Annotated in this window: 10 protein-coding genes; 6 read left to right on the forward strand and 4 right to left on the reverse strand. The window is 57.6% G+C overall.

Features of this window, described 5'->3' with window-relative positions; translation table 11 throughout:
- Position 1: 1 nt before the first annotated feature.
- From BB497_07175 to BB497_07185, 3 genes are read right to left on the reverse strand one after another with little or no spacing between them, the layout of a single operon-like run.
- Entirely contained in the window at positions 2-1,441 is a 1,440-nt protein-coding gene (locus BB497_07175; GenBank protein ID AVI62496.1) for a two-component sensor histidine kinase, read from the reverse strand.
- Complete coding sequence (locus tag BB497_07180; GenBank protein AVI62497.1) at positions 1,441-4,539, reverse strand: cobalt-zinc-cadmium resistance protein; 3,099 nt, start codon at positions 4,537-4,539, stop codon at positions 1,441-1,443. The genes BB497_07175 and BB497_07180 overlap by 1 nt, the downstream gene beginning before the upstream one ends.
- Positions 4,536-5,741: an efflux transporter periplasmic adaptor subunit gene (locus BB497_07185; GenBank protein ID AVI62498.1), complete on the reverse strand. Its 1,206-nt coding sequence runs from the start codon at positions 5,739-5,741 to the stop codon at positions 4,536-4,538. Before BB497_07185 ends, BB497_07180 begins: the two co-directional genes overlap by 4 nt.
- Before the next feature lie 211 nt (positions 5,742-5,952).
- Here BB497_07185 and BB497_07190 point away from each other — a divergent pair, with 211 nt between their 5' ends.
- Entirely contained in the window at positions 5,953-6,555 is a 603-nt protein-coding gene (locus tag BB497_07190) for a TetR family transcriptional regulator (protein AVI64293.1), read from the forward strand.
- A gap of 45 nt (positions 6,556-6,600) precedes the next feature.
- Positions 6,601-7,485 carry an alpha/beta hydrolase gene (locus BB497_07195; GenBank protein AVI64294.1) on the forward strand — a complete coding sequence of 295 codons (885 nt, stop codon included), beginning with the start codon at positions 6,601-6,603 and terminating at the stop codon, positions 7,483-7,485.
- A gap of 349 nt (positions 7,486-7,834) precedes the next feature.
- Here the strand turns inward: BB497_07195 and BB497_07200 are convergent, their stop codons facing one another.
- Entirely contained in the window at positions 7,835-9,178 is a 1,344-nt protein-coding gene (locus BB497_07200; GenBank protein ID AVI62499.1) for an exodeoxyribonuclease VII large subunit, read from the reverse strand.
- A gap of 248 nt (positions 9,179-9,426) precedes the next feature.
- Here BB497_07200 and BB497_07205 point away from each other — a divergent pair, with 248 nt between their 5' ends.
- The 4 genes from BB497_07205 to BB497_07220 all read left to right on the forward strand — a co-directional run bounded on the left by BB497_07205 (position 9,427) and on the right by BB497_07220 (position 14,684).
- Entirely contained in the window at positions 9,427-10,626 is a 1,200-nt protein-coding gene (locus BB497_07205; protein AVI62500.1) for a sodium:phosphate symporter, read from the forward strand.
- Positions 10,627-10,650: 24 nt separating this feature from the next.
- Positions 10,651-11,337: a PhoU family transcriptional regulator gene (locus tag BB497_07210; protein AVI62501.1), complete on the forward strand. Its 687-nt coding sequence runs from the start codon at positions 10,651-10,653 to the stop codon at positions 11,335-11,337.
- 154 nt (positions 11,338-11,491) lie between these two features.
- A complete protein-coding gene (locus tag BB497_07215) occupies positions 11,492-12,961 on the forward strand; it encodes an IMP dehydrogenase (protein AVI62502.1) in 1,470 nt (489 codons plus the stop codon).
- A gap of 145 nt (positions 12,962-13,106) precedes the next feature.
- Entirely contained in the window at positions 13,107-14,684 is a 1,578-nt protein-coding gene (locus BB497_07220) for a glutamine-hydrolyzing GMP synthase (GenBank protein AVI62503.1), read from the forward strand.
- Positions 14,685-14,846: the final 162 nt, after the last annotated feature.

Consider the following 14,846-nt stretch of genomic DNA (forward strand, 5'->3'; position numbering starts at 1 on the left):
GTCAGCTCGCTAGGTAATGGGTAGACGTGAGAAGAGGGAAGCGCAGCGTCCATTTAAGGCCGCCAAGGGTCGAGGCGTTGGCCTCTAGGGTGCCGCCATGGGCACTCACCAGCGCACTGGCAATGGAAAGCCCCAAACCACTGCCGCCGCTGGCCCGGTTCCGCGAGCCCTCAACGCGGTAAAGGCGCTCGGTTAATCTTGTAAGCTCACTCTCGGGTACGCCAGGGGCGCTGTCTTGCCATACGACCACCGCGTGTTTGTGCTCAATGCTGAGCGTTACCTGCAACTCGCCGGGGGGCTGGGTATAGGCGCAGCTGTTATCGAGTAGGTTGCTCCACAGCTGGCGCAGGCGCTGGGCATCACCGCGAATCATCACCTCGGGGCTTATTTGGGTTATGAGCGTTAAGCCGCTCTCTTCAAGCCAGCGGTCGGCATCGGTTAAACGGCCGCTCAGGCACTCGCTCAGGTTCATGGGCGCGAGCTGAATATCCAGTGCTCCGGCATCGCTTTGGGAGAGCAGGCGCAGGTCAGTCACCAGCCGTTCAAGCTGGGCGACCTCCTGGGCTAACGAGGCGAGGTTTTCCTGGTTGAGGGGGCGAATGCCGTCCTGCATAGCCTCTATTTCACCACGTAGCACTGCAAGCGGGGTGCGCAGTTCGTGAGCCGTATCGGAAACCCAGCGCGCCCGGGCGTCGCGGCTGGCCTCTAGGGTGGCTGCTAACACATTGAAGTCCCGTGCTAGGCGAGAAAGTTCGTCACGGCCCCGTACCGCCAGGCGGGTATGGTAATCACCTTCGGTGAGGCGCAGGGTGGCGCCCGCTAAGGCGCGGGTGCGCCTGCCTAACCACCAGGAAAGCCCGCCCGCCAACAATAAAGATGCCAATACCAGCGAGACCACAATCACCACTAGGTTGCGCTGCTGGCGCTCCAGGAACCGGCTCTCCATGCGCTCCATCATATGTTGCGGCGGGCGAAACCCAAGGGCACCGATAGCCTGGTTGCCGCCGCTTTCCGCCATGTCACTGTAGAGCGTTAGCCATCGCCAGTCGCTGGGGCCCTGGCGACGCTCGCTGGGCGCGATGACATAGTTGCCGTCGGTATCGCGCAGGGCAAAATCCCGCGCCTCGCCCAGCGGGGAGGGGCGGTCGCGATGCTCCTGACCTAGCTCAAAGCGCACAATAAATGGCCAGCGCTCTGGGGACTGTTCTAGCCACTCCCAGCTGCCCTGGGTTTCCCAGCGGGTAATCAGCCCGTCGGCGAGCAGCGTTGCCCGCCGCTCTTGGGATTGGTTCAGGTAATCAATAAAACCACGGTCAATACTGTAGGAGACCGCCAGAAACATACTTGCTGCAATGGCGACATTAACGCTCAAAATCGCCACAAACAGCTTTAACCCGAGCCGAGAGGGTCGCCATTGGCGGAGCGAGTCGAGCCTTGCCATTAGCGAGCTCCTTCTGGGCTGGGTGGGTGCGGCTTACTCAGCCGTTCCCGAAGATTCTCAAGGCCGAGGTAAAGGCAGGGTACCAATACCAGCAGGATTACCGTTGCGAAAATCATTCCAAACCCTAACGAAATCGCCATGGGAATCATAAAGCGCGCCTGACGGGAAGTTTCCAATATCATTGGGGCAAGGCCTAAAAAGGTCGTCAATGTGGTCATCATAATCGGCCGTAAGCGTCTGGTGGCGGCAGCGACAATGGCCTGCCGTGGGGCCATGCCTTCGCGGCGCTTGCGGTTAGCGTAGTCGATTAACACCAGGGCATCGTTAATCACTACGCCCGAAAGGGCCAGCATGCCCAGTAGGCTGATAATCGAAAGCCCAAAGCCCATAATCATATGCCCTGCCACGGCCCCCACAATACCAAACGGAATCGCGGCCAGTACCAGCAGCGGCTGCAGGTAGCTTTTAAACGGAATAGCCAGTAGCGCATAGAGGGCAGCAAGCATTAACCACATGGCGGTGCGCAGGGTAGCGAGATTATCGGCGGTATCCTGCTGGCGCCCGCCCATGCTGACCTCAAGCCCGGGCCAGGTATTGCTAAGGGTGGGAAAAACATCTTCCTGCAGGGTAGCGAGTACCTGGTTAATCGACTCATCGCCTTCAGTGTCGGCGGTCACGGTGATAATCCGCCGACCATCCACACGCTGAAGGCTACTTGAAGCTTGGCTGAGGGTGATATCGGCGACCCGTGATAACGGCACGCTCAGCCCATCAGGGGTGCGTATCGGCAGGCGGTAGAGTTCGTTTAAGCTGTCACGGTCCTGTTCGGGCAGGCGCACTTCAACGCTCACCTCCCGCCGACCAATAAACTGCTCGACGGCGGTAGCCCCTTGAAGGGGCGCCCGTAGCGCCTGGGCAAGATCGCTACCGGTTAAGCCCAGCGCACGCCCTTCAGCGGAAAGGCGCATTTCAAGCTGCGGCTTGCCATCGCCTAAACCGCTGTCGATGTCGGTTAACCCGTACTCGCCCAGCAGCTCTGCCAGCCGGGCGGCGGCGGCTTCCAGTACCAGGGTATCCGGATGAGAGAGGCGTAGGCTCAGCGCCGCGCCGCTGCCTGGGCCGCCAAAGTCTGATTCAAAGCGCACCGACTGCGCGCCGACTAAATCGCCGGTTAGCTCACGCCACTCTCGGGCAATACGGGAAGGCGGCCACGCTTCCAAGCTGTCTCTAGCAATATCCAAACGAACGGAGAGGCTTTCACCGTCCAGACGGCTGCGGGAGCTGCTAAAGCTGAGCGTCTCTTCTTGCTCGCTTAGTTGCTCGGCGGCTTGCAGCAGTTGCTGGCTAAGCTCCCGGCTAACGCTGATATGGCTGCCAATAGGTAGGGTAACGCTGGCTTGCACCTGATCAGACTCTGCCCGCGGCATTAGCGAAAAGCCCAGTCGCCCGCTCATTGCCCAGGCCAGCGCGATGGAGAGCACCGCCACGCCAATGGCGACAGTAAGCAGGCGTTGATTGAGTGCCCGCTGCAAAAATGGCTCGAACTGTTGGTAAGTAAAGTGGTGCAAGCCACCCTGCATGCGCTGGCGAACGGCTTCAATGGGGCGTTGCCAGGCGGGCGTTTGGCGCGGTTTGCGGCTGTGGGCAAGGTGGGCGGGAAGAATAAACAGCGCTTCCACCCAGGAGATTAAGAACACGGTAATCACCACCACCGGTACCGTGGCGAAAATGAGCCCTAAAAAACCGGGTAAAAACAGCAGCGGCAAAAATGCCACAATATTAGAAAGAATGGCAAAGGTGAGCGGGACGGCAATTTCCCCCGCGCCCTTCACCGCCGCATCGCGCAGTGAGTAGCCCTCCTCGCGGTAGCTGTAGATGTTCTCGCCCACCATAATGGCGTCATCCACCACAATGCCAAGTGCGATGATAAAGGCGAACATCGACATCATATTCAGCGACACACCGATCCACGGCAGGAACAGCATGGCGCCTAAAAACGCGGTGGGAATGCCCAGGGTTACCCAGAATGCCAGTCGTGCTTCCAAAAACAGCGCCATCAGGATCATGACTAGCGCAAGGCCCATCCAGGCGTTTTTCAGCAGCAGGCTAAGGCGGTCTTCGTAAATGACCGAGCTATCCCGGGAAACATCCAGGCTGACACCCTCAGGCAGGTTGGCGCGCAGTTGCTCAAGTTCGCCGTAAATCGCGTTGGAAATGCTGGTGGGGGTTTGATTGCCAATTTGATAGACATCCACTGAAAGCCCCGGCTGGCCGTTGTAGAACTCCTCGCGGTCGGTTTCTGCAAAGCCCTCACTTACCCTGGCGATATCACCCAGCACAACCTGGGCGCCTTGGGCAGTGGTTAGAATAGGCAGCTGGGCGAATTCAGTGGCGCTGTTACGCCGCCCTTGGTAACGGATTAACCACTCACCTTCGGCGGTGGTGAGCTGGCCGCTGGCTAAGTCCAGCGCCTCTTCGGCGATGCGGCTGGCAAGCTGCTGGTGGTCCAGCCCGTAGCGCTCAATGGCTTCGTCGTTTAGGTGAACCTGGATTTCGCGATCACGGTTGCCGGAAAGCTCAACCCGGGAAATACCGCTGGTGGCCTGTAGTTCGGCGCGCACGTCTTCGGCGGCGTCGTGGAGCGCTGCCAGGCCCACCGAGCCGTAGACCTGAAGGCTAACCACGCTGCGCGAGCGGCCTGCTAAGGTAAAACGGGGTGGGTCGGCAGCGCTGGGCAGGGTAGTAATCGCATTCACCGCCTGCTGAATATCCTGATAAGCGCGCATTACTTCAACGCCATCAGTCAGCGTTGCTCTCAGCACAGCGCTTCCTTCGCTGGCGCTGGCGGTGAGTTCATCAATGCCTTCTACATTGGCAATGGCGGCTTCTACGGGGAGTAGAAGGCTCTGCTCCACGTCTTCCGGGGTGGCGCCGGGGTAGCTAATAGTGACTTGAACAATTTCAGTCTCAAACTCAGGGAATACCTCTTTTTTGATCGCAAGCGACGCGAAGAGGCCGCCGACGATAAATAGCACCATCAAAAGGTTAGGCGCCACACCGTGGTCGACCATCCAAGCCAGCGGGCCACGGCGGGTCATTGGGTGGCTCCCTCATCACGTGCAGGGGTGTCGCCTCGCTGGCGTAGCCGTACCTGCTGGCCTATACGGGGTTGGGCAAGGCCCGCCACCACCACCCGTTGGCCTGCTTCTAGGCCGCTGCGCACCAGCGCCTCTTCCTGGCCACGGTAGGCCAGGGTAACGGTGGTAGTGCGCAAGCGCTCGTCGTCATCTACCCACCACACCTGCTCGCCGGGGCGTAGCGCAGCAGAGGGCAGGGCAATCAACGCTTCATTGGCTGTGGTGTGGTAGGTAATACGCATTACATCCCCCAGGCGCAGGGCGGGGGCGCTGTTTTCAAGGGCGAGGGGATCATCCACCGCGATCAGCAGCTGCGCTTGTAAGCCGTTCTCCTCCAAATTGGGCAGTATTGATAGTAAACGGCCTTCCCGCGAGGCTCCCTCTGGCCAGCCTTGGCTTGTTAATGTGACAACGTCGCCAGGCTTAAGCCACGCTAAAGTGTCCCCGGGTAGCGAGGCGCGCACCCAAAACTGCTCAACGCCCACTAAGCTAAGCACTTCCGTGCCTTGGTTTAACAGGCTGCCCGCACCTACTAAGCGGTCTTGAATCATGGCCCGCCAGGGCGCTTTTAACGTAGCGCGCTCTAGATTTAATGCCGCCTGATCGCGTGCTACGCGTGCCTGGGTAAGCTGCGCTTGGGCTTGGCGCAGCTGGGGCTCACGCAGTACCAGCGCACGCCGTTCTGCGGAAAGCTGGCGACCAAAGGACTCATATTCGCTGCGGGCGCGCTGCTGCTCGGCCTGCTCTAGGACAAGTAGGGCTTGGGCGTTGGCCAGCTGCGCTTGTGCATCTTCAAGCGCTAGCTGTAAGTCGGCTTGGTCGATATACACCAGTGGGGCATCCTGCTCTACCACTTGGCCTGGCAGTACGCCTTGCCCAAAGCGCTCAAGCTGGCCAGCAACGCGGCTGGCCAATAGGGTGGATTTTTCTGCCTCTACCCGACCAAATCCGGTTAATCGCGGCGCTTGAAGACGCTTTTCTACGGTAATGACATCGACAACCGGCGGTGGCGTGGGCGGCGGCGGGCGCCGCTCAACGCGGGGAGGTTGGCTAAGAATCCACCACGCCAGCGCCAACCCACCGGCGAATACCAGCAGCGCTGCCAGGGCGCCGAAACGAATGCGGCCTTGTTGATGTGGTGCGTAATAGCGAGAAGGGGTCATTAACGCGCGTTATCCGTTGGCTAGGGGCGAAAATTCCAGGTCATTAGGCGTATCATGCTAGCATCTACGATTCCTAAGCAGCGATTAGGTAAGTAATGTGCAAATTGCGTGCAACACGCTTGCCGAGTGCGACGTTACCTAATAGCGTCGTTAAAGAGAACGACTGCTCACTGCATTTGAAAATTATTAGACTACTGGTCTACGTAACATGATAAAAAACACCGCTACCCGCGATAAGTTAATAGAGACTGGCGCTGCACTCATTGCCCAACAAGGGTATAACGCGACAGGTATCAATGCCGTTCTAAAAACCTGCGGTGTGCCCAAGGGCTCGTTTTATCACTACTTCTCCAGCAAAGAAGATTTTGGCTTGGCGGTCATAGAGCGCTTTGCTAATGAGTACGATGAAAACTTGGCCGCGCTGCTTGAAGATTCGACCCTGCCGCCCCTAGAGCGCTTGCGCCGCTACTTTGCCACTGGCCGCGCACACATGCGTGAATGCGACCATACAACCGGCTGTTTGATTGGCAACCTGGGTCAAGAGCTTTCCGGCCAGAGCGATACCTTCCGCGATGCGCTGAACCTTGTGTTCCAGCGCTGGGAGAAACGCCTTGTCACCTGCTTACGCGATGCCCAAGCCGAGGGCGTGGTGAATACCACTATCCCCCCAGAAGCCCTGGCGAGTTTTGTGCTTTCTGGCTGGGAGGGCGCTATTCTTCGCGCTAAAACGCTCAAATCCGTCGCGCCTATGGAGCATTTCGAAGCGATTTTGTTCGAGCAGGTATTAAAGGCGGATTCGCCCGTCAGCGCTTAAACATCTCTGGCGCAACCACGCCAGTGCATGCAGTGGGGTGAAGGTATGTTTAAAGGGTTTGAGAAGCGCACGCGCCACGTTAACGGCACTGAAATCGCCTTTCGTATAGGTGGTAGCGGCCCTGGGCTACTGCTGCTTCATGGCCATCCGCAAACCCACGTTATTTGGCATAAAGTGGCGGCTATCTTGGCCCAGCACTTTACCGTTATTGCGGCAGACCTACGCGGTTACGGCGATAGTGCTAAACCCGACGACGACCCTGAACACCTCAACTACGCCAAGCGCACTATGGCCAACGACATGGCCGCGTTAATGAGTGCGTTGGGGGTTGAGCGCTTTAACGTACTGGCCCATGACCGCGGGGCGAGGGTGGCCCACCGCCTGGGGGTAGATCACGCGGAGCGCGTTGAGCGCATGGTGCTGTTGGATATTGCCCCAACCCTTGCCATGTATCGCGGCACTAACGAGGCCTTTGCCCGCGCCTACTGGCACTGGTTTTTTCTAATTCGCCCCCAGCCACTGCCAGAAATGCTGATTAACAGCGACCCCGCCTGCTACCTTAAAAGCGTGATGGGCGCTCGCAGTGCGGGCATGGCGCCTTTCGCCTTAGAAGCGCTCGCGGAGTACGAGCGCTGCCTCTCGCTTCCCGGCGCCGCCACGGGTATTTGCGGCGATTACCGCGCCAGCGCCAGTATTGATTTGACCCACGACCAAGCGGACATCGACGCAGGCATTAAGCTTACTTGCCCTTTAAAAGTCATGTGGGGCAGAGATGGCGCGATAGAGGCGTGTTTCGATGCGCTTGCTGAATGGCGCAAAGTAGCCACTCAGGTTGAAGGCAAAGCACTTCCCTGTGGCCACTACATCGCCGAAGAAATACCCGATACCTTGCTGGATGAGGCGCTGCCGTTTCTACTGCAGCCTCATTAGCACTGTGGGTTCAATCACGCGCAGCGAAGCAGCCTAATCAGCGCGTCGAGCGCTGCATGGAAAGAACGCCCTTAGCAGCTATAGTGAAGGGGCAACACTCAACAGAGTTAACGCTATTCGCTAACGACCGCCACCAAGGATTAGGAGGTAATATGAACACCGAATTTTCTGCCGCAAGTGTCCACCCAGACAAAGACGACCCGAAGAAAGACCAGCGTGATGACCATCACGATGATGCTAACCCCATGCCCGATACGCATCAAGTGAATCCAGGTTCTAAAGACGACGACGCATCTGATAAGAAAGATCGCAAATAGATGTGTGTTGGCTAGCCCCTGCATTCGCGGCGCTACTTTTTGTAGCGCCGTTTTACTTCCACGCTGAGTTTTCCTTCACCTAGCCGTAGCGAGAGCTTCTGGCCGGGTGCGGTGTCGTCTGCACGGCGAATAATGTGGCCTTTTTCGTCTTGGGCGATGGCGTAGCCGCGCCCCAGTACGGCGAGGGGGCTAACAGCGTTTAGCTCGCGGGCGGTGCTATTGAGCCTTACTTGCCGTGCTTCTAAGGCACGCTGCATCGCACTGGCCAAACGGCGTTGTAGGTTATTGAGGCGTTCCTGCTCAGCGTGGTATAGCCGTGCCATGTCCTGGCTGGCTAAACGCTTTTCCAGTTGGGTTACCTGGGCTTTTTGCTGGGTGAGCGTTTGCTGCATGGCGCGCTGCAAACGCTGGGTGAGGGTAGTTAAGTGCTGCCGCTGATGGTTGAGCTGCTCCCCAGGGTGGCGCAGGCGAGCACGCAGGGTATCTAGGCGCTGGCTATCCCGCTCTAGGCGGGCCTGCATAGCGCGGTGCAGGCGGCTTGCTGCCTGTTCCAGCTGGCGCTTCAGTGTGTTTTGGTCAGGCACTAAGCGTTCGGCGGCGGCGGAAGGGGTTGGGGCGCGCATATCCGCCGCAAAATCCGCTAGGGTGACATCCACTTCGTGGCCCACCGCCGACATCACCGGCAAGCGGGAGTGAAAAATCGCCCGCGCCAAGTGCTCATTATTAAACGCCCACAGGTCTTCAAGGCTGCCGCCGCCACGGGTGATCAGCACCACATCTAGCTCGGGGTCTAAGCGTGGTTGGCGGTTTAATAGCCCCAAGGCAGAAATCATCGCAGGCGCCGCATCAGCCCCCTGAACAGGCACGGGAATCAGCGTGACATCCACCAGCGGCCAGCGTGCTTCAAGCACGGCCAATACATCGCGAATGGCCGCGCCGCTGGCGGAGCTTAAAATCAAAATTTTGCGGGGCGGAAAGGGTAGGGGGCGGGTATTTGCGAACACACCTTCCCCTTCCAGCTGTGCTTTTAAGCGCTCATAGGCGGCCAGCAGCTCGCCTAGGCCCGCCGCCTGCACCGCTTCGGCAATTAATTGATAGTCGCCCCGTGGCTCAAATAACGACACCCGCCCACGCAGCTTTACTTGGTCGCCATCGCGCATGGGGGCGGCCACAAAGCGCGCCCGCTGGCGAAATAGCGCGCAACGAACCTGCGCACGATCGTCTTTTAACGTGAAGTAGATATGCCCTGAGGCGGGCCGGGATACGTTAGAAAGCTCGCCTTCGACCCATACCTCACCCATGTCTCGCTCTAGCGCCTTGCGCGCCTTGAGATTGAGTTCGCTGACTGAGAAGATGGCGCTGTTTGAGGCGGTCATGGAGGCAGGTGTCGTCCAACGCTTGCGGTGCGATAATCAGTTAGGGTGCAACCATTAGACAATACGCTAACCTGTCTCAGCAAACGTATTCGCCAGGGTGCTTAGGTTTGCAGCCGTGATGCGAATATTCACTGCTTTGTTTTGTGTTCGTCATCAAAGTGTCACATAACCATGGTACGTTGCTCGCCGACACAAAACTGTCATCAAAACGTCATACATAGATTGTCCACCAACACGGCAGACCACTTATGTCGAATCTCGGACCTTCCACCGATCGTCCTGCTCTTGCTCGCGAGGTGCCTCGTGAGGTACCGGCCTGGTTGCGCGGTATTTATGCGGGCTTGTGCCTCTACTTTTTTCTGGCTGCACTCAATGTGCTGGGCGCTGGCCTAGGCACCTTTGGTGGCGATAGTGATGTTTTAACGCGCGCTTTTGCTTATGGTGAAAATCCCTTTATCGCCCTGATGGCCGGGGTGTTAGTCACCATGATCGTGCAGAGTTCGTCATTTACCTCGGCACTGATTGTGACGCTGGTGGCGAGCGGGGAAATGACCCTGGGTACGGCTGTGTTTGCCATTATGGGTGCCAATATTGGCACCGCCGTCACCGGTGTCATCGTGGCGCTGGCGAACGTGCGCATTAAACGCAACTTCCGGCGCTCTTTTACCGCCGCCATGATGCACGACTTCTTCAATATCCTGACGGTGCTAGTGGTCTTCCCGTTGGAGTGGCTAACGGGGATGTTCCACGACGCTGGACGCGGTATCTTCACCCGCCTGGCGGCTTGGCTAGCCGAGCTGATTGGCTTAGAAGAAGTGGCACGCCCCAATAGCCCCATTAAAGTGATCACCGCCCCTATTGTTGATGCCGCTAACTGGCTGGGGGCCACCCTGATGCCCAGCGTGGCGGCTGCAGGGCTTTTTGTGGCAGCGTTAGGCATGTTGCTGATGTTCGCGGCGCTGATCTTTATGGTGCAAAACCTGCGCGGCGCTCTGCTGCGGCACATGGATGGCCTGTTCCGCACCTATTTCTTCCGTACCGATGCCCGTGCTTATGGCGTTGGGGTGATATCTACTGTGCTGGTGCAGTCGAGTACGATTACCAGCAGCTTAATGGTACCCCTTGCAGGGGCGGGCGTTGTACGCCTGCGCCGGGTGCTTCCCTTTATGATGGGGGCTAACCTAGGCACGACCGTAACCAGCGTATTAGCGGCTACGGCTAACCCTGTTGCTGCGGCGATGACGGTGGCGCTGTTTCACGTTATCTTCAACTTAACCGGTACGGCTGTTTGGTGGCCGCTGCGGGTGATTCCGCTGCGTATTGCCACCTGGTATGGCCGCTTGGCGGGTAAACAGATCCGCTATGCCTTCTTATTCTTGATTGGTGTATTTCTGGTGGTGCCGTTGGTCGGCATTACACTGACCGAATTGTTCATGCGCCTGCGCTAAGCGCGGCCAACCGAGGGGTTTCCCATGTTTAAACAGCTTTATAGTGCGCTTACCTCGGAAACCAGCATTGACCAGGCCTACGCGGACCTGACCAAGATGCTGGAGCATGGTGCTTGGATGTTCGCACGTGCCAACGAGGTGCTTTACAGCACAGTGCCTGCCGAAGATGTGCGCCAACCGCTTTACCAGCGCGATGTGGCGGTCAACGAGCTTGAGCGCTCCATCCGCCGCAAGGTGTTGCGCCACCTGACCGTTAATCCCGGCCATGATGTGGCTATCTGCCTTGCGCTGATGAGCGTTGCAAAAGACGCCGAGCGTATTGGCGATTACTGTAAAAACGTCTTTGAAGTTGGCGCTTTCTACAGCGAAGGTTTTCATGTAGACCGCTACCAGAAGCCGCTAGATAAGGTTTCTGAGCGTTTATCAGGGTTGTTTAAAGAGTTGATTACCGCCACGCGGGACTCAAACGAAGCCCAGGCGCACCGCATTATCACGGCTGCCCGCGAAATAGGTGGGATTTGCGACGACCTTATCGAAGCGCTATTGCGTGAAGAAGAGGCGGTCGAGTTTCATGAAGCCGTGGCGTACTCGCTGCTGGCTCGCCACTACAAGCGGGTCTCCTCGCATTTGGCGAACATTGCCACGGCGGTGACCGGGCGTTTGGAGGATCTGGACTTTCCCAGTGAAGCCGACGACCGCGCGCTAGACTAAGATTTTTCTAGGTTAAACAAACAAGCAGCAACCCTCAGCGGTGCTGCTTGTTTTGTATATGCCGCCATCGCATTGCTGGTATGGCCTTCCAAACGTTATAATGGGGGATTAACTTTCCACGCCCCACTTCCTCTTCCATCAGGGTGTTGCCGCTATGCTACGTATGGCCCAAGAAGCACTTACGTTCGATGACGTACTCCTCGTTCCCGGCTTCTCCGATATTCTGCCCAAGGATGTCAGCCTCAAAACCCGCCTGACCCGCAATATTTCTCTTAACATCCCGCTACTTTCCGCTGCAATGGACACCGTTACCGAAGCGCGTCTAGCGATTGCAATGGCACAAGAAGGTGGCATCGGCATCATCCACAAGAGCATGGCCATGAGCCAGCAAGCCGCTGAAGTGCGTAAAGTTAAAAAGCACGAAAGCGTGATTGTAAAAGACCCGGTCACCGTTAGCCCCAAGGCGAAGCTAGATGACCTGCTGGCCATGGCGCGCGAGAACGGCTTCTCTGGCTTCCCGGTGGTAGAAGGCGAAACCCTGGTAGGCATCGTGACCGAGCGCGACATGCGCTTCCAGCCTAACCACGGTGACAGCGTGGCGGACATCATGACCCCCCGCGAGCGGCTGATTACCGTCAAAGAAGGCACCGACCTTGAAACCAGCAAAGCCAAAATGCGCGAACACCGCATTGAGAAAATGCTGATCGTCGATGACGAGTTTCACCTGCGTGGCCTAGTGACTTTCCAAGACATCGAAAAAGCACGCACTTACCCCATGGCCGCTAAAGACAGCGACGGTCGCTTGTTAGTGGGTGCAGCCGTAGGCACCGGCCCGGAAACCCCGGATCGCGTGGCGGCCCTGGTCGAAGCTGGCGTGGATGTGATTATTGTGGATACCGCCCACGGCCACTCCAAAGGCGTCATTGATCGCGTTCGCTGGATTAAAGAGAACTTCCCCAACATTCAAGTGATTGGCGGCAACATCGCCACCGCCGCCGCCGCAAAAGCGCTGGCCGAAGCGGGCGCAGACGCGGTTAAAGTGGGTATTGGCCCCGGTTCTATCTGCACCACACGTATTGTGGCAGGCGTCGGTGTACCGCAAATCACCGCGGTGTCTAACGTTGCCGAAGCGCTGAAAGAGTTTGATATTCCGCTGATCGCCGATGGCGGTATTCGTTTCTCGGGTGATTTAGCCAAAGCCATCGCCGCTGGCGCAAGCGCGGTGATGGTGGGTGGCCTGCTGGCCGGTACCGAAGAAGCGCCGGGTGAAGTCGAACTTTACCAAGGCCGTACCTACAAAGCCTACCGTGGCATGGGTTCCATGGGCGCCATGTCTCAGAACCAGGGCAGCGCCGACCGCTACTTCCAAGATAAAGCCGAAGGTGCCGAGAAGCTGGTGCCGGAAGGCATTGAAGGCCGCGTGCCCTATAAGGGAATGATGGGCGCCATCGTTCACCAGCTGATGGGCGGGCTGCGCGCCTCCATGGGTTATACCGGCTGCCGCGATATTCAAGAAATGCGTACCAAGCCGGAGTTCGTACAAATTACCAGTGCTGGCTTTAACGAATCTCACGTTCACAACGTGCAGATCACTAAAGAAGCGCCCAACTACCGGGTGAGCTAACAGCGCAACGACCATGGAACCTCTGATTAACCGGATGTCATCGTTAATCGGAGGTTTCCACATTAAATGGCGGCGGGCACTTAGCCCCGCCGCTTGCTTTTTGGCTTTACCAGCGGCACCTCCACCGCTCAACCGAGACCCCGCCATGAGTGACATTCACGCCCATAAGATTCTGATTCTCGACTTCGGCTCCCAGTACACCCAGCTGATCGCCCGTCGGGTTCGCGAAATCGGCGTATTCTCTGAAATCCGCGCCTTCGACATCACCGAAGAAGAGATTCGCGAATACAACCCCAACGGCATCATCCTGGCCGGTGGCCCGGAATCCGTCACTGAGCTGGATTCCCCCCGCGCCCCCCAGTGTGTGTTTGAAATGGGCCTGCCGGTATTTGGTATTTGCTACGGCATGCAGACCATGGCTGAGCAGCTTGGCGGTAAGGTAGAAGGCTCTAACCAGCGTGAGTTTGGCTATGCCCAAATTCAAATCGACGCTGAAACCGCGCTGTTCAAAGACATTAAAGACCACGTGGATGCGGACAGCGGCAAAGGCCTGCTAGACGTATGGATGAGCCACGGCGATAAGGTAGCCAAAGCCCCCGACACCTTCACCGTGACCGCTTCCACGCCGAGCTGCCCGATTGCTGCCATGGCCTGGGAAGAGAAGCAGTTTTACGGTGTACAGTTCCACCCGGAAGTGACCCACACCCTGCAAGGCCAGCGCATTCTTGAGCACTTCGTGCTGGATATTTGCGGCGCCGAGAAGCTGTGGACACCGGCACAAATCATCGAAGACCAAGTAAGCCGTGTGCGCGAGCAAGTGGGCGACCGCCACGTACTGCTGGGCCTCTCCGGTGGTGTCGATTCTTCTGTTGTGGCCGCGCTGCTGCACAAAGCCATTGGCGACCAGCTGACCTGTGTGTTCGTCGATAACGGCCTGCTGCGCAAAAACGAAGGCGACCAAGTGATGGAAACCTTCGCCAAGCACATGGGCGTTAAGGTGATCCGCGTAGACGCCGAAGAGCTGTTCCTCGGCAAGCTGAAGGGCGAAAACGACCCGGAAGCCAAGCGTAAAATCATCGGTAATACGTTCATTGACGTATTCGATGAAGAAGCCAGCAAAATTGAAGGCGTCGATTTCCTGGCCCAGGGCACCATCTACCCGGACGTGATTGAATCTGCCGCCTCTAAAACCGGCAAAGCGCACGTAATCAAATCCCACCACAACGTGGGTGGCCTGCCGGAAACCATGAAGCTCAAGCTGGTCGAGCCGCTGCGCGAACTGTTCAAAGACGAAGTGCGCAAACTCGGCCTAGAGCTCGGCTTGCCCTACGATATGGTTTACCGCCACCCGTTCCCTGGCCCCGGCCTGGGCGTGCGCATTCTGGGTGAAGTGAAGAAAGAGTACGCCGATATCCTGCGTGATGCCGACGCCATCTTCATCGAAGAACTGCGCGCCTCCGGTTGGTACGATAAAACCAGCCAAGCCTTCGCCGTGTTCCTACCGGTGAAATCGGTAGGCGTAGTAGGCGACGGCCGCCGCTACGAATGGGTCATCGCGCTACGCGCAGTAGAAACCATCGACTTCATGACCGCCCGCTGGGCGCACCTGCCCTACGAGCTGCTGGAGAAGGTTTCCAACCGGATTATCAACGAGTTGGAAGGGGTTTCGCGGGTGACTTATGACGTGAGTAGTAAGCCGCCTGCTACTATTGAGTGGGAGTAGTGTTTCTTTAGTAAGCCGCTGATTTAATTGAATTTAAAAGTTACACAAAAGTGGCACGCAAGGAATTCACTCGTTGATTTCCTTGCGTTTTTTTTATAGCGTTGCACAAAATGTCGCACAGAACTGTGACTACTGCGGACAGTAGTACTTTGAGACTTGGCA

This window comes from Halomonas sp. GFAJ-1 (assembly GCA_002966495.1).
Taxonomy (GTDB): Bacteria; Pseudomonadota; Gammaproteobacteria; order Pseudomonadales; family Halomonadaceae; genus Vreelandella.

Bases quoted from the DNA above. Each gene is read 5' to 3' on its own strand.
- BB497_07215 (AVI62502.1), top strand. From the start codon at position 11,492: ATGCTACGTATGGCCCAAGAAGCACTTACGTTCGATGACGTACTCCTC.
- BB497_07185 (AVI62498.1), bottom strand. From the start codon at position 5,741: ATGACCCCTTCTCGCTATTACGCACCACATCAACAAGGCCGCATTCGT.
- BB497_07180 (AVI62497.1), bottom strand. From the start codon at position 4,539: ATGACCCGCCGTGGCCCGCTGGCTTGGATGGTCGACCACGGTGTGGCG.
- BB497_07175 (AVI62496.1), bottom strand. From the start codon at position 1,441: ATGGCAAGGCTCGACTCGCTCCGCCAATGGCGACCCTCTCGGCTCGGG.
- BB497_07205 (AVI62500.1), top strand. From the start codon at position 9,427: ATGTCGAATCTCGGACCTTCCACCGATCGTCCTGCTCTTGCTCGCGAG.
- BB497_07200 (AVI62499.1), bottom strand. From the start codon at position 9,178: ATGACCGCCTCAAACAGCGCCATCTTCTCAGTCAGCGAACTCAATCTC.
- BB497_07210 (AVI62501.1), top strand. From the start codon at position 10,651: ATGTTTAAACAGCTTTATAGTGCGCTTACCTCGGAAACCAGCATTGAC.
- BB497_07220 (AVI62503.1), top strand. From the start codon at position 13,107: ATGAGTGACATTCACGCCCATAAGATTCTGATTCTCGACTTCGGCTCC.
- BB497_07195 (AVI64294.1), top strand. From the start codon at position 6,601: ATGTTTAAAGGGTTTGAGAAGCGCACGCGCCACGTTAACGGCACTGAA.